This is a genomic window from Sphingomonas flavida (genome assembly GCF_036663655.1).
Classification (GTDB): Bacteria; Pseudomonadota; Alphaproteobacteria; order Sphingomonadales; family Sphingomonadaceae; genus Sphingomonas.
In genome coordinates, this window is the sequence record NZ_JAXOJH010000001.1 from 390,706 (window position 1) to 407,679 (window position 16,974).

At 66.8% G+C, this 16,974-nt stretch carries 13 protein-coding genes; 9 read left to right on the top strand and 4 right to left on the bottom strand.

The genetic code is table 11. From position 1 onward, the window contains the following. Nucleotides 1-80: 80 nt before the first annotated feature. From hmgA to U1703_RS01760, 3 genes are read left to right on the top strand one after another with little or no spacing between them, the layout of a single operon-like run. Nucleotides 81-1,358 carry a homogentisate 1,2-dioxygenase gene (gene hmgA, locus U1703_RS01750; RefSeq protein WP_332784327.1) on the top strand — a complete coding sequence of 426 codons (1,278 nt, stop codon included), beginning with the start codon at nucleotides 81-83 and terminating at the stop codon, nucleotides 1,356-1,358. Continuing rightward, entirely contained in the window at nucleotides 1,355-1,987 is a 633-nt protein-coding gene (maiA, locus tag U1703_RS01755) for a maleylacetoacetate isomerase (protein ID WP_332784328.1), read from the top strand. Before hmgA ends, maiA begins: the two co-directional genes overlap by 4 nt. Beyond that, nucleotides 1,984-2,343 (top strand): Rieske (2Fe-2S) protein, encoded by a 360-nt coding sequence (locus U1703_RS01760; protein ID WP_332784329.1) that lies wholly within the window; start codon nucleotides 1,984-1,986, stop codon nucleotides 2,341-2,343. The genes maiA and U1703_RS01760 overlap by 4 nt, the downstream gene beginning before the upstream one ends. Here U1703_RS01760 and U1703_RS01765 read toward each other — a convergent pair. After that, nucleotides 2,333-3,184, bottom strand: coding sequence for a PEP-CTERM sorting domain-containing protein (locus tag U1703_RS01765; protein ID WP_332784330.1), 852 nt, complete (start codon nucleotides 3,182-3,184; stop codon nucleotides 2,333-2,335). The two genes, U1703_RS01760 and U1703_RS01765, sit on opposite strands and share 11 nt — an antisense overlap. 134 nt (nucleotides 3,185-3,318) lie before the next feature. Here U1703_RS01765 and U1703_RS01770 point away from each other — a divergent pair, with 134 nt between their 5' ends. The 3 genes from U1703_RS01770 (at nucleotide 3,319) to U1703_RS01780 (ending at nucleotide 5,209) form a co-directional block, all read left to right on the top strand. Then, the gene (locus U1703_RS01770) at nucleotides 3,319-3,594 is read left to right on the top strand and encodes a metal/formaldehyde-sensitive transcriptional repressor (RefSeq protein ID WP_320450903.1); all 276 of its coding nucleotides are present in this window, start codon (nucleotides 3,319-3,321) and stop codon (nucleotides 3,592-3,594) included. A gap of 34 nt (nucleotides 3,595-3,628) precedes the next feature. Continuing rightward, nucleotides 3,629-4,549, top strand: a complete 921-nt coding sequence (gene dmeF / locus U1703_RS01775; RefSeq protein WP_320450902.1) for a CDF family Co(II)/Ni(II) efflux transporter DmeF — start codon at nucleotides 3,629-3,631, stop codon at nucleotides 4,547-4,549. Between the two features lie 72 nt (nucleotides 4,550-4,621). Beyond that, a complete protein-coding gene (locus U1703_RS01780) occupies nucleotides 4,622-5,209 on the top strand; it encodes a L,D-transpeptidase family protein (protein ID WP_332784331.1) in 588 nt (195 codons plus the stop codon). Between the two features lie 14 nt (nucleotides 5,210-5,223). Here the strand turns inward: U1703_RS01780 and U1703_RS01785 are convergent, their stop codons facing one another. The 3 genes from U1703_RS01785 to U1703_RS01795 all read right to left on the bottom strand — a co-directional run bounded on the left by U1703_RS01785 (nucleotide 5,224) and on the right by U1703_RS01795 (nucleotide 11,736). Next, a complete protein-coding gene (locus U1703_RS01785; protein ID WP_332784332.1) occupies nucleotides 5,224-8,538 on the bottom strand; it encodes a hybrid sensor histidine kinase/response regulator in 3,315 nt (1,104 codons plus the stop codon). An 89-nt stretch (nucleotides 8,539-8,627) separates the two neighbouring features. Beyond that, nucleotides 8,628-10,292 (bottom strand): MFS transporter, encoded by a 1,665-nt coding sequence (locus tag U1703_RS01790; RefSeq protein WP_332784333.1) that lies wholly within the window; start codon nucleotides 10,290-10,292, stop codon nucleotides 8,628-8,630. A 19-nt stretch (nucleotides 10,293-10,311) separates the two neighbouring features. Further along, a complete protein-coding gene (locus U1703_RS01795) occupies nucleotides 10,312-11,736 on the bottom strand; it encodes a DcaP family trimeric outer membrane transporter (protein WP_332784334.1) in 1,425 nt (474 codons plus the stop codon). A gap of 165 nt (nucleotides 11,737-11,901) precedes the next feature. Here U1703_RS01795 and acs point away from each other — a divergent pair, with 165 nt between their 5' ends. The 3 genes from acs to U1703_RS01810 all read left to right on the top strand — a co-directional run bounded on the left by acs (nucleotide 11,902) and on the right by U1703_RS01810 (nucleotide 16,974). Next, nucleotides 11,902-13,848, top strand: a complete 1,947-nt coding sequence (acs, locus tag U1703_RS01800) for an acetate--CoA ligase (RefSeq protein WP_332784335.1) — start codon at nucleotides 11,902-11,904, stop codon at nucleotides 13,846-13,848. Continuing rightward, nucleotides 13,845-14,477: a response regulator gene (locus tag U1703_RS01805; protein ID WP_332784336.1), complete on the top strand. Its 633-nt coding sequence runs from the start codon at nucleotides 13,845-13,847 to the stop codon at nucleotides 14,475-14,477. The genes acs and U1703_RS01805 overlap by 4 nt, the downstream gene beginning before the upstream one ends. A gap of 325 nt (nucleotides 14,478-14,802) precedes the next feature. Further along, a complete protein-coding gene (locus tag U1703_RS01810) occupies nucleotides 14,803-16,974 on the top strand; it encodes a TonB-dependent hemoglobin/transferrin/lactoferrin family receptor (protein ID WP_332784337.1) in 2,172 nt (723 codons plus the stop codon).

A 16,974-nucleotide genomic window follows, 5' to 3' on the forward strand; every position in this document is an offset into this window, starting at 1 on the left:
CCGGCCAGCACGGTCAAGCCGGCGCATAAGGCGCGGCTTGGCCGCGTCTGACGCGCTGGCGTGTTGTGGAGAGGAAAGAGATGACAACGTCCTACATCCCCGGCTTCGGCAACCATGTCGCAACCGAGGCCGTCCCCGGAGCCCTCCCCATCGGCCGCAACTCGCCGCAGCGTCCGGCTTATGGCCTCTATGCCGAGCAGCTTTCCGGCACCGCCTTTACCGCGCCGCGCCACGAAAACCGGCGCTCCTGGCTCTATCGCCTGCGGCCGACCGCCGAACATCCGCCCTATGAGCCCTATCAGGGTGCGGCCCGCTTCGCGCCCGGCACCGGCGATGCCCCCCTGCCCCCCAACCGCCTGCGCTGGGATCCCGCGCCGATGACGCCGCCTGGCACCGACTGGATCGACGGGATGACGACGATGCTCGTCAATCGCGATCCGGCCGATCTGGAAGGCGTGGCGGTGCACGTCTATGCCTGCAATCGGAGCATGGAGCGGGTGTTCGTCGATGCCGATGGCGAACTGGTGTTCATGCCGCAGGCTGGCCGCCTGACCGTCCTGACCGAGCTGGGCCGCATCGACATCGCACCGGGCCAGATCGCGCTCGTCCCGCGCGGCGTGCGCTTCCGTGTCGAACTGCCGGACGGCGAGGCGGCGGGTTATGTTGCCGAAAATCATGGCAGCCTGTTCCGCCTGCCCGATCTGGGGCCCATCGGCGCGAATGGTCTAGGCAATCCCCGCGATTTCGAGACGCCGGTCGCCTGGTTCGAGGACCGCGACGAGCCGACCCAGGTCGTGCAAAAATTCCTTGGTTCGCTTTGGACGATGACGCTCGACCACAGCCCGCTCGATGTGGTGGCGTGGCACGGTAACCTGACCCCGTGGCGTTACGACCTGTCGCACTTCAACACGATCAACACCGTCAGTTTCGACCATCCCGATCCATCGATCTTCACCCTGCTGACCTCCCCCAGCGACGTGCCGGGCCGCGCCAATGCCGATCTGGTGCTCTTCCCGCCACGCTGGATGGTGGCCGAGGATACGTTCCGCCCGCCCTGGTTCCACCGCAACGTCATGTCGGAGGCGATGGGCCTCATCACCGGTGCCTATGACGCCAAGGCAGAGGGTTTCCGTCCCGGCGGGTTGTCGCTCCACAATTTGATGGCGGGTCACGGCCCCGACCTTGCCAGCTGGCAGGGGGCAAGCAACGCCGACCTGAAGCCGCACCGGATCGAGGGCACGATGGCGTTCATGGTCGAAAGCTGCTGGCCCTATCGCCCGACCGATCACGCGCTAGCCCATTCGCAGCTCGATTATGATGCGGTGTGGAAGGACTTCCCCAAGGCCCGCCTGCCATGAGCCTGACACTCCACGGCTATTGGCGATCGAGCGCGGCGTATCGGGTTCGCCTGGCGCTGGGACTGAAGGGGCTGGCCTATGACAGCGTCACCCATGACCTGCGCACCGGTGTTCAGTGCGATCCGGCGTATCTCATGCTCCAACCGCAAGGGCTGGTCCCGGCGCTGGAGACGACGGACGGGACGCTGATCCAGAGTCCGGCGATCCTGGAATGGCTGGAGGAATGCTATCCCGATCCGCCCCTCTTGCCTTCGGACAGTGCGGGGCGGGCCGTGGTCCGCGCCATGGCGGCGATCGTCGCCTGCGATATCCACCCGATCAACAATCTACGTATTCTCAAGCATTTGCGTGACGATCTTCACGCCGATGAAGATACGATCAAACGCTGGATCGGTCGCTGGGTCAGCGATGGCTTTGCTGCCTTGGAAACCCTGATTTTGCAGCATGGGTCCGGCTATGCCTATGGTGACACGCCGACCCTGGCGGACTGCCACCTGCTGCCCCAAGTCTATAATGCCGAGCGGTTTGCGGTGGACCTGACGCCCTTCCCGCGCCTGGTGGCCGCCGCGCAGACACTGCGCGAGCGTGTTCCCCAGGCTGCGCCCGAAATGCAGGCCGACGCCGGATGAGCGACGAAAGGCTGACCGCCACACCGGCAGGAATCTCGCTGGGTCCGGTCGAGACCGTCGCGGACGGGGCGGCGCGCAACTTCGTGCTCCAGATGCGTGCGGGCCGCTTCCACGGTTTCGTCGTCCGGCGCGGCGACGCGGTGCTTGGCTATGTCGATCGCTGCCCGCATATGGGCCTGCCGCTGGCGCAGACGCTTGATGCGTATCTGACGCCAGATGGCGGGCGTATCGCCTGTTCCTGGCATGGTGCCATCTTTGACATCGACAATGGCGATTGCCTGGGCGGCCCCTGCAAGGGTCAGCGGCTGACGCCCTGGCCGGTTACGGTGCGCGACGGCATGATCGTTACGGCCTGACGCTCGTCAACTCGGCATGGGCGATGGCCTGAAGCCGGGCCATCGACCGGGGCTCCAATCCCAGGTCGCGCCCCGCCCGCTCTTGCTCGCCCAGCCGCCGGACGTCGAAGCCGGTAACCTTTTCGAAGATCACCAAGGCTTCGAGATAATAGCCCGCCGCGCTCGCGTGATACTGGTCCCAGGTCCACAGATCGAGCTGGCCGAAGGCGATGCCGTCATAGGGATTGGGATCGGCGATCCGATCGACCCAGGCCCGGTTCCAGGCCTGCCCGACCGGGATCGTGCCCGAAATCACCGGGTAGCGACGCATGGCATAGCTGTTGGCCGCCGCCAGATCGTCGGCCATCGCCGTGACGGCCTTGCCCCGCCAAGGGCTGGGCGTGCGATAGGTCAGGTCGGCACGGGTCCAGGTCGACACCAATTCCACCCGGACGCGCGGATTGGCCTGGCGAAGCATCGCGGCGATCGCGCCCGCCGCCTCGGCATGACGGATCGGGTCGCCCGGCCGCTGCGGATCGAGCGTACTATAGCCCTGCAGGATCACGACGTCCCAGCGCCCGTCAATCTCTCGCCGCTTCTGCTCGTAATGATAGGCCAGGTCGCGGCCGCCAGCGGTTTCCAGGCTGACGGTCCAGTCCTGCCGGGCCTGTTCGGCAAAGGTCTTGAACAGCGCGGGCACGCCGCCAATGCCTTCGCGATTGAGGTCGCGGACCAGATCGGGGCGATAGCGCATCACCGGCGAGTTCGCCCCGAAGGTGAAGCTGTTGCCGACGAACAGGATCGTCCTTGCCGACACGGGCACGGCCGCCGTCATCGCCATCGTCGCGAGCGCCGCCGTCAACGCTCCGATCCGCCAACGCCGCATACGCTCGATCCCCCTATTGCCCGATCCGGGGGCGTGATGGCCGAAACGTGGTGGCCGGGGCAAGCACCGTCTTGATCGCCATGTCGATATACCCTATACCCCTATGCGTTATGGCACATGTTACGACCAGCAAGGAAAAGATCATCGCGCGTGTCCGGCGGATCGCCGGGCAGGTTGCTGCCATCGAGCGTTCGGTCACGGCCGATGCCGACTGTGCCGAGACGCTGCACCTGGTGGCGGCGGTGCGCGGGGCCGTGGCCGGCCTGATGGATGAACTGGTCGAAGATCACCTCCATGCGCATGTCGCCGCCCCCGGCCTGAGCGATGCGGAGCGCACCGTCGCCGCCGCCGAGGTCGCCACGCTGCTCCGCCGCCATTTTCGCTGACCCCTGACCTACACGACCACGAAGGACGACATCCATGACGATCCACAGTCATGACTATCTGGGCCATGCCCATGACGAGAATGCCCGCCGGACGCGGGCGGTGGTCTGGCTGTCGGCGGGCATGATGGTCGCCGAGATCGTCGCGGGCTATTTCACCGGCTCGATGGCGCTACTGGCCGACGGGTTCCATATGGCGACGCATGTCGGTGCGCTGGGGATCGCCGCCATCGCCTATTCCTATGCCAAGAAGCATGTCGCGAACCCACGCTATAGCTGGGGCACCGGCAAGGTCGGCGAGCTGGCGGGCTTCGGGTCGGCCATGGTGCTGGGCCTGGTGTCGATCGGAATCGCCTATGAGTCGATCGTGCGGCTCGGCGATCCGCACCCCGTCGCCTTTCGCGACGCCATCCTGGTCGCCGTGCTGGGCCTGCTGATCAACATCGTCAGCGCCTGGATGCTGGGGCATGGTCACGGGCACGACCATCACGGACATGACCACCATCATCACCATGGCCATGACCACAAACATGACCCCCATGGCGGTGACACCAACATGCGGGCGGCCTATATCCATGTTCTGGCCGACGCGCTGACCTCGGTCATGGCGATCCTGGCGTTGGTGGCGGGGCGCTATCTTGGTTGGGTGTGGCTCGACCCGGCCGTCGGGCTGCTGGGCGCGGTGGTCATCGCCAACTGGTCGGTGGGGCTGATGAAGCAGGCGTCCACGGTACTGCTCGACGCCGCCGACCCCAAGCTGGCCGCCGAAGTCCGCGAACGGATCGAGGGGCCGGGCGACACGCATATCCACGACTTCCATATCTGGCGGATCGGTCCGACGGCACACGCCGTGGTCCTGTCGGTCGAGGGAATCGGAGCCACCCCGACGAGCGCGGCGATGCATCAGCGCCTGGCGGGGATGGCGGCGCTGGGCCATGTCACGGTCGAAGTTCGCTAACGCATCGTTCAATCGCTTCTGCTAGAAACCGCACGGATGCGAGCCTTGCAGTTCCTGGCCGGAGCTATCCTGATGGCCACCCTGGGCGGCGGCGTCTGGCTATCGGGCCAGACGCGGCGCGATCGGCCTGTCGCTGATCCGAGGCCGGTCCGGGCCGTGGCGAACCCGATGCCCAGCCCGACGCCGACGTCGACCCCGGCGCCCTTCGTCGTCCGCCGCATCCTCGACCTGAAAAAGCCGTTGAGCCACGGCGATTATGTCTGGGACGACAGCACCGCGCCCGATGGTCCGATCGTGATCACGGTCGACCTCGCCGCGCAGGTCGTGTCGATCTTTCGTGACGGTTACGAGATCGGGACCGCCGCGATCATCTATGGCGCGGACAATATGCCGACGCCGCTGGGCGTCTTTCCCGTCCTGCAGAAGGACGCGGATCACGTGTCCAACCTCTATGACGCGCCGATGCCGTACATGCTGCGCCTGACCAACGACGGCGTCGCCATCCATGGCAGCGACGTCCGATACGGTAATGCGACCCATGGCTGTATCGGCGTGCCCACCGCCTTCGCCCGCAAGCTGTTCGCCGCGACGCATCTCGGCGACCGGGTGATCGTGACCAACGGCAAGCGACTGTCGATGGGGGAAAGCATCGTCGGTTGACGGGACGGGGGTGCTTACCCCCGGTCGCCCGCGAGCCATTGCGCGAGGACATGAGGCGACAAAGGCTTTGGCAACAGCGCGACATCCATGGCCGCCGCCCGTCGCAGGACCGACTCGGCCATGTTCGCGGTCACCAGCGCACACCGGAGCCCTGGAGCCGCCGAGCGCAGACGCGCGATGACGATCAGGCCGTCACAACGATCATCGTCCAGATGATAATCGACAAGAGCGGCGTCACAGGTCAGTCCGAGCTTCACCGCCTCGTCCGGATCATCCGTTGCCATCACATGGTGCCCCGACGCCTGAAGAAGCGCGGTCATCGCATCGCGGACCCCGGCATTGTCGTCGACGACCAGCACCGACAGGCCTTTCGTCATCACGGCAGGGGCGATGGTGGCGGAAGGCGTGACGGCCATGCCGGTCATCGCCCGCAGGTCGATCGAAAAGCGGCTGCCGACACCTGGACGCGAGGCGACCGTCACCCCCGCCTGGATCAGCCGCGCGCTACGCTCGACGATGGCAAGGCCGAGGCCCAGGCCCGAGCCGCCCCGCCGGACCTGATGGAATTCCTGGAAGATCATCTCGACCTGGTCCGCACCGATGCCGATGCCGGTGTCGATCACGTCGATCCGCCAATCGTCACCGCGTCGCCGGACGCCGACCAGGACGCGCCCATTCTCGGTATAGCGTATCGCATTGCTGACCAGATTCTGCAGGATCGATCGGAGCAGGACCGGGTCACTTTCGACCGCGCCGGGCGATGGCCCGATGCGCAAGCCCAGTCCTTTTTGCATGGCGGCAGGGCGCATCCCCTCGCAAACCTCGGCGATCATCGGACCCAGGGCAAAAGCCTCGTGCCGGGGCACGATCCCCCCGGCGTCGAGGCGCGAGATGTCGAGCAGCGCGCGGATCAGTTCCTCGGCGCTCGCGATCGCCTGGTCGATGCTGGCGACATGGCGGTGGCCGGTGTCGCGTCCGACCGCCGCGGTGAACAGTCGCGCGGCATGCAGCGGCTGGACGAGGTCGTGGCTCGCCGCCGCCAGGAAACGGGTCTTGTCGCGGGTTGCCCGGGCCAGCTCGCCGTTCAGCCGCGTCAGCGCCGCCGTGCGATCCGCCACGCGTTCCTCCAGCCCGGCGCGCGCCGCCTCCAGCGCGCGCCGCGCCTCCGCCTCGGCGGTGATGTCGGTGAAACACATGACATAGCCGCCATCCGGCATCGGGCCGCCTGCGGTGCGCAGCACGCGACCGTCGGGGCGGATCCGCTCGAAACTATGGACGGTGCCACGGCGCAGATGGTCGAGACGGCGGCGGACATGCTCCTCCACCTCGCCCAGCCCGCATTCGCCGCGCAGGGCGTTGAAACGGATGAGGTCGGCAACCGGCGCACCCACGGCGACCATGCCGTCGGGATAGTCGAAGAGGTCGAGATAACGGCTGTTCCACGCGGCCAGCCGCTGGTCCGCGTCCACCACACTGACGCCCGGTTCGATATGCTCCAATGTGGCCGCCAGCAGCCTTTTGGAGAATTGCAGGCTCTGTCCGCCCTCGTCGAGGAGGCGGGCGACATCCTCATGGCTGAGTTGTTCGCCCGCCAGCGCCGACGCCATCAGCGCACGGGCCGATGGCGCGCCAACCACGCGGGCGATGGCGCGTTCGGCATGGCGTGCGCTGGCCCGGCCGATCGGGCGGTCGCGTGGCGCGCCAAGCACCTCGATCGCGGTCTGTTCCCCGACGAAGCGCGCGACGAACGTCACCAGCTCGGCATGATTTGCCAGCGGCACTGCGGGCGGATGCGCCGTACCGCGTTTCACGCGCCGGGTGCGTGCTCGGGCGATGGTCGCCACCAGCAGGAGGTTGAGGCCCAGGCTCCAGGCGACACCGTGCGCCAGCGGCGTCGCAAAGCGCCAGCCGAACAGGCCGACGGGATCGACCAGCGTTCCCGCCATCGCGCCGAGCCAGCCGGGCGGCAGCACCGGCGGCAGCGCCAGCGTCCATAGCCAGGCCAGGAGCCCGGCGGTCAGCCCGGCCTTGGCTGCGACCGGATCGCGCACCCGCCCGCCGACCGCGAGGATCAGCAGCGGCGCGATCTGCGCCATCGCGGCAAAGGCGATATAGCCGATTTGCGCGAGGCGCGCGTCGCTCGGCACCGCGCGCGCCCAGCCGAACGCCGCCCCGATGACCAGCACGATCGCGGCGCGGCGGATCATCAGCATGATACGCCCGAGATTGGCCGTGCGCGGCAACCCGCGTGCGTGGAATAGCAACGGCGCGATCAGATCGTTGGAGATCATCGTCGCCAGCGCGATACTCTCCACCACCACCATCGCGGTCGCAGCCGAAAAGCCGCCTAGGAAGGCGACCAGCGCCATCCCCCGTGCGCCCGCCGCGACGGGAAGTTGCAGGACATACCGGTCCGCATCCACCCCTGCGGGCAGCAGAGCCGCTCCGGCAAAGGTGATCGGCAGGATCAGGAGCGCGAACATCGTAAGGTACAGGATGAAAGGCCCGCGCGCGCCGATCAGGTCGTCGGGCGAACGCGCCTCGATCACGCCGATATAGAATTGCCGGGGCAGACAGATCACCGCGGCTGTCGAGAGCAGGATGATGACCGCCAGTTCGGAATCGACGCCGGACAGCGCAAATGCGTCGCCCAGGCCCCGCCAGGCCATCCTGCTATCGGCGGCGGGCGCGGTCGCAAGCCACCACAGCGCCGCCCCGGCCAGGGCCAGCAAGGCCGTCAGCTTCACCAGCGATTCGAACGCCGTGGCGAACACCAGCCCCTCGTTGCGGCCCGCCGCTTCGTAGCGGCGCGTGCCGAACAGCATCGCGAACACCGCCAGCACGATGGCCGTCCCCGCCATCGCCAGCGCGACCGGGCCGCCGGTCAACTGCGCGAAGGCCAACCCCACCGAGCGTAGCTGAAGCGCGACATAGGGAATGAGGCCCAGCATCGCCGTGACAGTGACCAGGGCGGCAACCCCGCGGCTCTTGCCGAACCGCGCGCCGATGAAATCGGAGATGCTGGTCGCCCCCTCCGCCTGCACCGCCGTGACGAGCGCGCGCAGGAAGCGCGGGGCGAGCGCGAAGACCAGAATGGGGCCGAGATAGATGGGCAGATAGTCCCAGCCATCACGCCGCGCGCTGCCGACCGCGCCGTAGAAGGTCCAGCTGGTGCAATAGACGCCCAGCGCCAGCGCAAAGGCGGCGGGGCGCCAGCGCGCGATACGCTGCTCCGGCCAGTGCTCGACCCGCGCGGCGACCGCGAAGAGCAGCGCGGCGAAACCGAGCGCGACGGCAATCAGGATCACCGGGCTGAGGATCGGGGTCATGAGCACAGGCTAGCGCCGATCATCGCACGCATGAAGAGGGGCGACCATGATGGCCGCCCCTCCCCCGTTCCGCCCTGTGACGCCGAGGATCACCCGTCGATGTTGCGACGGAATGTCTCCGGCAGGAACAGCAGCCCGAGGACCAGCGTGATCGCCGCCAGCACGACCGGATACCAGAGGCCGTAATAGATATCACCCGTCGCCGCGACCATGGCGAAGGCGGTGGTCGGCAGGAAACCGCCGAACCAGCCATTGCCGATATGATAGGGAAGCGACATCGAGGTGTAGCGGATCCGCGTGGGGAACAACTCCACCAAAAGCGCCGCGATCGGGCCATAGACCATCGTGACCAGCAGCACCATGAACCACAGGATCGCGACCACCTTGACCGTGTTCATCCCCTCGGCCTTGCCGGGATAACCGGCGGCGGTGAGCGCCCCCTTTAACTGGTCCTGATAGGCGGTGATGGCGGCCTTGCGCGCCTCACCCGTCACCTGTGCCGGATCGGGTGCAACCAGGACCTGCCGGCCGATGCTGACCTGCGCGATGGTCCCGGCGGGGGCATCGACATTGGCGTAGCTGATCCCGTTCTTCGCCAGATAGGATTTGGCGATATCGCAGCTTCGGCTGTCGAACTTGTTGCGACCGACCGGGTCGAACTGGAACGAGCAGTCGTCCTTGTTGCTGACCACCGTCACCGGCGCGGCGACCTGGGCACGGGCCAGCGCCGGGTTGGCGGCATCGGTCAGCGCGCCGAACAGCGGGAAGTAGGTGAGGCAGGCGATCGCGCAGCCGGTCATGATGATCGGCTTGCGACCGATCCGGTCGGACAGCCAGCCGAAGAAGACGAAGAAGGGCGTGCCCAGCGCCAGCGCCACCGCCATCAGGACGTTGGTCGTCGCACCGTCCACCTTCAGCATCTTTTCGAGGAAGAACAGCGCATAGAATTGGCCGGTATACCACACCACCGCCTGGCCCATCGCCGCGCCGAACAGCGCGATCAGCACGACCTTCAAATTGCCCCAGCGACCGAATGCCTCGGTCAGCGGCGCCTTGGACGTCTTGCCCTCTTCCTTCATCTTCAGGAACGCGGGGCTCTCGGCAAGCTGAAGGCGGATCCACATCGACACGCCCAGCAGGACGATCGAGACCAGGAACGGAATGCGCCAGCCAAAGCTGCCGAACGCCGTCTCGCCGACCAGGGTACGGATGCCGATCACGACCAGCAGCGCGGCAAACAGGCCGAGCGTGGCGGTCGTCTGGATGAAGCTGGTATAAAGACCCCGCCGGTGATGGGGTGCGTGCTCGGCGACATAGGTCGCGGCACCCCCATATTCGCCGCCCAGCGCCAGACCCTGCAGGATGCGCAGCAGCACGAGGATCATCGGCGCCGCGACGCCGATCGTGGCATAGGACGGCAGCAGGCCGACGCCGAAGGTCGACAGGCCCATGATCCCCATCGTGACGAGGAAGGTGTTCTTGCGCCCGACCAGATCGCCGATCCGTCCGAACACGATCGCGCCGAACGGCCGTACCGCAAACCCGGCAGCGAATGCACCCAGCGCGAAGATGAACGCCGTCGTTTCGTTGACGCCGGAAAAGAACTGCTTCGAGATATAGGTCGCGAGCAGACCATAGAGATAGAAATCATACCATTCGAACACGGTGCCGAGCGACGACGCGCCGATCACCATCATCTCGTTCTGGGTCGCCTTTTGATGGCTGCCACCGGCAGGTTGGTAGGTTGACGCCATGACTATCTCCCCCTGGGATCTAGAAGCCGTATTTGATTGCGAATTCGATGCGATCCATGACGCCGTCGTCACCCGACAGCAGTTCGCGGACCGCGCGCCGGTATTCGACACCGGCATCCATGCCCTTGATCGGCGACCAGAACAGGTTCACCGCGCCGCTATAGGCCTTGGCATTGGCAAGCCCGATGACCGGCAGGCCGGCGGGATAGTCCGCCGACTGGTAGCTGGCCGAGAATGTCGAGCGCAGCGTGTCGGTCCAGCCATGCTTGAGCGCCGCGAAGGCCGCGAAATTGTCGATCCGGGCCAGACGGTTGTTCGTCGGCGTATAGATCGCGTCGGGAACATAGCCGAGGCCGAGATACCGGCCGATCCCCTGGCCATAGGTCGCCATGAAGCGCAGGTCGCTTCGCGTGCCGAACGGGATCTTGCCGGAGCCGGAGACGCCCCAGCCGAACGTCGTGTCCTCCAGGCCGTTGGTGCTCGTCCGCAGCTCGCGCGCGATGCCCGCCAGCGCGAAATCGCCGAACCTGGTCTTCCAGTTCACGCGGGCGACCATGTCGGGCAAACGGTCCTTGTCGGTATCGACCAGCGCGGGATTGTTCGGCAGCGCGGTTTCGGTCTGCGGATTTTCGGCCGCGACCTGTAGCGTCAGCCCCTGGCCGAGTGGCGCGGTGTACCGGATCAGCGACTGGCGGTTGAACACCGTGCCGTCCAGCGGACCCACGAAATCGGTCGTCTCGGGCAGCACGGCGAGGTTCTGGAACGTCGACCATTCCTGGCCGACCAGCCAGCGGCCATATTCGATGAAGCCCCGGCGGAAGGTCGGGACATAAGGATTGGTCGCGCGCTGCGCCCCGACCGGGGCGGTCGCCAGGGCAAAGTCGAATTCGATCAGCGTCTTGGCGACCCTTCCTGCGACCGGCGTTGCGGTGCTGACCACCAGGCGGGTCTGTCGGCCGGAAAAGAGCAGGTCCCTGCTGGCGAAACCGCCGCCGACCGGGATCTGCTGCGGCAGGTAGAACTCCTTGCCCAGCCCGCCGACCGGCACTTCGCCGTCGTTATAGCGGCTGGAAATGACGTTGAGCCGTACGAAGCCGCCCAGCTTGACGGTCGTGTCGCCGATCCGGAAGCCGTCCGTGGTCGGGGCGGCGGCCAGCGCACCGACGCTGCTTTCCCGCGCCGCGACAGCCCTGGGGGTCGCGACGTTGGTATTGGGAGTGTTGCCCGGTGCGGAACCGCCCAGGACCATGGGCGCGGTAACGGGAGGTGGTGCCGCGACGGCCGGGCCTGCGCGCGACGCCGCGAGTTCGGCACGAAGCGAGGCCACCGCGCCCTCAAGCTGCCGGAGCCTTGCCTCCAGATCCGCCTCGCGAGCGGTCTGCGCCTGCGCGGTCGCCGGTATCAGGAAAGCGGCCGCCGCGCCGACCGCGAGACTTCGCGTCATTCCCATATCCGATGTCCTCTCCTGCTCGCCGCCGTCCTTGTATCTTCGACGTGCGTTCGCGGTGCAGGTTGGCGGATGGCGCATTCCCCCTCAACATCGACCATGGTCCTAGTCCCCAGCCGATCGGCGACGCGATATCGAGCGCCGCACGAGGAGAGGTCCGTCATGCCGAAAGAGCTGTATCCCGTTCCCGCCGACTGGGCCGCCCGCGACGCACTCGACGCGCCTGCCCGGGACGCGCTCTACGCCCGTTCGATCGCGGGGCCTGACGACTTCTGGCGCGAGCAGTCTTGCCGCCTGGAATGGATGACGCCCTTTACCGAGGTGAAGGATGTCTCGTTCGACGCGGCGGACTTCCGCATCCGCTGGTTCGCCGACGGGCGGTTAAACGTCGCGGCCAACTGCCTCGACCGTCATCTCGCGACGCGCGGCGACAAGCCGGCCATCATATGGGAAGCCGACGATCCCGCCGAGCCGTCCCGCACGCTGAGCTATGCCCAGCTTCACGCCGAAGTATGCTGTTTCGCCAATGTCCTGAAGAATCAGGGAGTGGCGCGCGGCGATCGGGTGACGCTGTACATGCCGATGATCCCCGAGGCGGCGGTGGCGATGCTGGCCTGTGCGCGGATCGGCGCTGTTCACTCCGTGGTCTTCGGCGGCTTCTCGCCCGACAGCCTGGCGGGGCGGATCAACGACTGTGACAGCCGGATCGTGATCACCGCCGATGAGGGCCCGCGCGGCGGCAAGCGCGTTCCGCTGAAGGGCAATGTCGACCGCGCGCTGGAGGCCTGTCCGGGCGTGGAACGGGTGATCGTCGTGCGGCGGACGGGCGGTGGTGCCACCATGCGCGATGGCCGCGACATCTGGTATCATGAGGCGATGGCCGATGCCGATCCGGTCTGCCCTCCCGAACCGATGGGCGCGGAAGATCCGCTGTTCATCCTCTATACCAGCGGATCGACCGGCACGCCCAAGGGCGTGCTCCATACCACCGGCGGCTATCTGCTCTGGGCTGCCATGACGCACGCGATGGTGTTCGACGCCCGCGACGACGACATGTACTGGTGCGCGGCCGATGTCGGCTGGGTGACCGGGCACAGCTATGTCGTCTATGGCCCGCTCGCCAATGGCATCACCAGCGTGATGTTCGAGGGCGTGCCGACCTGGCCCGACGCGAGCCGCCTGTGGCAGATCGTCGACACCCACCGCGTGACGACATTGTACACCGCGCCCACCGCGATCCGTGCGCTGATGCGTGAAGGGGATGGCTTCGTCACGCGGTCGAGCCGCGCCTCGCTGCGCCTGTTGGGCAGTGTGGGAGAGCCGATCAATCCGGAGGCCTGGGACTGGTATCACCGCGTCGTCGGCGACGGCCGCTGCCCGATCATGGACACCTGGTGGCAGACCGAGACTGGCGGCCACATGATCGCGCCCCTGCCCGGCGCGACGCCGCTGAAGCCGGGATCGGCGACGCTGCCGCTACCCGGCGTCAGGCCCGAACTCGTCGATGCTGAGGGGCAGGTGCTGGACGGTGCGACCGAGGGCAATCTCGTCATCGCCGATAGCTGGCCGGGGCAGATGCGCACCGTCTGGGGTGACCATGATCGCTTCTTTCAGACCTATTTCTCGACCTATCCGGGCAAATATTTCACTGGCGACGGCTGTCGCCGCGACGCCGACGGCTATTACTGGATCACCGGACGCGTCGACGACGTCATCAACGTATCGGGTCACCGCATGGGCACGGCCGAAGTCGAGAGCGCGCTGGTCGCCCACCCCAAGGTGGCCGAGGCGGCGGTGGTCGGGATGCCGCATGCGATCAAGGGACAGGGCATCTATGCCTATGTCACGCTGAAGGTCGGCGAGACCGGCGACGAGGCGCTACGCCATGACCTCGTCGCCTTCGTGCGGCGCGAGATCGGCCCGATCGCCAGCCCCGACGTCGTGCAATTCGCACCCGGCCTGCCCAAGACCCGCTCGGGCAAGATCATGCGCCGTATCCTGCGCAAGATCGCCGAGGGCGACACGAGCAATCTGGGCGATATTTCCACACTCGCCGATCCGTCCGTGGTGGACGAACTGATAGGAAACAGGCCAGACTTGGCGGCATGAGCCGGACTGTCCTGATCGCCGACGACCATCCCCTCTTCCGTCAGGCGTTGCGCCTCGCGGTGGAGGGCGTGATGGCCGACGCGCAGATCGTCGAGGCCGGGACCCTGGAGGACGCCGAACGCGCCGCCATCGCGACGGACGGGCTGTCGCTGATCCTGCTCGACCTCAGGATGCCCGGTGCAATCGGCTGTTCAGGCGTAGCGCTGCTCCACGCATGTCGTCCCGCGACGCCGATCCTGGTCGTCTCCAGCGCCGACCCGGACGGCGCATTCCGCGCCGCGCTGGACTTCGGCGCGGTCGGCTATCTGGGCAAGGACCAGCCGCTGCACGTGATGGAACAGGCGATCGCAGACGCGGTCGCGGGCCATGTCGCGACCTTCACCGATTCCACGAACCCCCGCCAGGACATGGCCGAGCGCATCGCCTCGCTTGCCCCGATGCAGTTGCGCGTCCTGCTCGGCGTGATCGACGGCAAACTGAACAAGCAGATCGCGCATGATCTCGGCATCAACGAAGCGACGGTGAAGGCCCATATGACCGTCGTGATGCGCAAACTGGGTGTCGCCAACCGCACCCAGGCGACCGCCGCCATGCGCGCATTCGGAGCCGGTCTCGATCCCATAGCCTGACCGATCCGCCCATCGCCGACGAGGCAGCCGGTGAACGGGTGATGGCCTTTACAGTCGTCTTAAAGCCCGGTGGTTGCACGGGGATGGGCCGGAAACGGGCTAGGCCGGATCAGTCTGACCCTTCTCCCCTCTGCGCGGGGCAACGGATGAAAGAGATGGCCTGAGCATCGTCTGCTCAATAGCCAATACTGACGGCATTTCCCCATCGTCATCCCAGCCCTCCACGAAACGCTGGCCAATAATGCGATTCATTCGCATAAATTGATTGCACCATCAACACGCACCCCTTAATGAGAATGATAGGCAATAGACAAAGGGGTTAACCATGCTTTTGACGCTGGCCGCATTGGCAGCGCTAGGCGGAGCTGTGCGCGACGAAGATACGAATGACCAACGCGAAGTCGTCGTGACTGCGACGCGCGCGCCCATCCAGGCGCAGGACGCCCCGGTAACCGTTTCGGTCAAGACGGCCGACGAAATCGCCGACGAACTGGCGACGGATATCAAGGATCTGGTCCGCTTCGAACCCGGCATCAGCGTGCGTCGGGCCCCCACCCGCTTCGGCGCGGCGCAAGGTACGACCGGCCGTGCGGGGAACGAAGGGTTCGTCGTACGCGGCATTGGTGGCAACCGCGTCCTGATCCAGGTCGATGGCGTCCGTGTGCCCTATGGCTTCACCTTCGGCGCGCAGGATGTCGGGCGCGGCGACTATGTCGACCTGGGCCTGATCAAGTCGGTCGAGTTCCTGCGCGGCCCTGCCTCGGCCCTGTATGGCAGTGACGGGCTGGCAGGCGCGGTCAGTTTCACGACCAGCGATCCGGTCGACATCCTCGGCACCAAGTCCTTCGGCGGATCGCTGCGCACCCAGTATAGTTCGGCGGACGAGGAATATACCCAGTCGGGCGTGGTCGCGGGACGATCGGGCGCGGTGTCGGCGATGCTGGCCTATACCCGTCGCGATTTTGCCGAACTGAAGAACCGGGGCACGGTGGAAGGGACCGGCATCACCCGGACCGCCCCCAACCCGCAGGACGGTCAGTCCAACGCGCTGATGGGCAAGCTGGTCTGGGATGTCGCCCCCGGCCATCGTCTGCGCGCAACCGGCGAGTATCTCAACAACCGGGTCGCGACCGACGTGCTGACCGGCATCAACACCACGGTGGCGGGGTTGCAGGCGCTGGATACCGGCAAACGCTGGCGCGGTGCGCTTGACTGGACCTATGACGGGGCTGGCCTGATCCAGTTCGCGCGCGCGGCCGTTTATGTCCAGGATGCCGAAAACCGGCAGTTTACCGCCGAGGACCGCCGCACGCTGGCCGACCGCACCCGGCTTAATACGCTGGAAAACCGCGTCTATGGCGGCTCGGGCGAGGTGCGGCTGGGCTTTGTCACCGGCGGGATCACCCACCGACTGGTGACGGGGGCCGATATCAGCGTGCTGCGCCAGCGGGGCCTGCGCGACGGCACCGTGCCCCCGGCGGGCGAAACCTTTCCGACCCGCGCCTTCCCCAGCACCGACTTCACGCTGGCAGGCGCGTTCATCGGCGACGAGATCGGCCTGGGTCCGCTGACGCTGCACCCGGCCGTGCGCTACGACTGGTATCGCCTGTCGCCCGACCGTGATCCACTGCTCCCGCAATTCACCGGCGCGGGCCAGTCGGCCGACCGGGTCAGCCCGCGTATCGGCGCGGTCCTGAAACTGGCCCCGACGGTGCGGCTGTTCGCCAGCTATGCCCGCGGCTTCCGCGCGCCGGAGCCGGGGCAGATCAATCAGTTCTTCTCCAACCTCGCCTTCGGCTATACCTCGGCCCCCAACCCCCATTTGCGGCCCGAAACCAGCGAGGCGATCGAGGCGGGCCTGCGCCTGAACAGTGAGGCGGTCGACATGTCGGCCAGCGTCTTCCGCGCCGATTACCGCGACTTCATCAGCCAGGAGGTGGTGAGCGGCGGCTTCACCCCGGCCAACCCGGCCGTCTTCCAGTTCATCAATCTCGACCGCGCCAAGGTGAAGGGTGCAGAGGCGCGACTGGACGCGCGCGCGGGCAACGGCCTGACCGGGCAACTCGCCATCTCCTATGCCGAGGGCGACCAGATCACCCCGAACCGCACGACCCGGCCGCTGTCGACCGTCGATCCGCTGAAGCTGGTGATGGGCGTGGGCTGGCGTGAGCCGGGGCAAGGCCGGTTCGGCGGACAGATCATCATGACGCACAGCGCGCGCAAGTCGCTCGGCGACACGACGGGCGTGTGTTCCACCGAATGCTTCCGTCCCGCCGCCTTCACGATCCTGGACGCGACCGTCTTTGCCCGGCTGACCCAAGCGCTGACCTTTCGCGCCGGGATCTTCAACCTGACCGACGCCACCTATGCCTGGTGGTCGGACGTGCGCGGCCTGTCCGTGCCCCGTCCCCTCCCCACCGGTGCCGCCGATGTGCCCCCGGTCGCCTTCACCCAGCCGGGCCGCAACGCCAGCGCCTCGCTGACTCTCCGCTTCTGA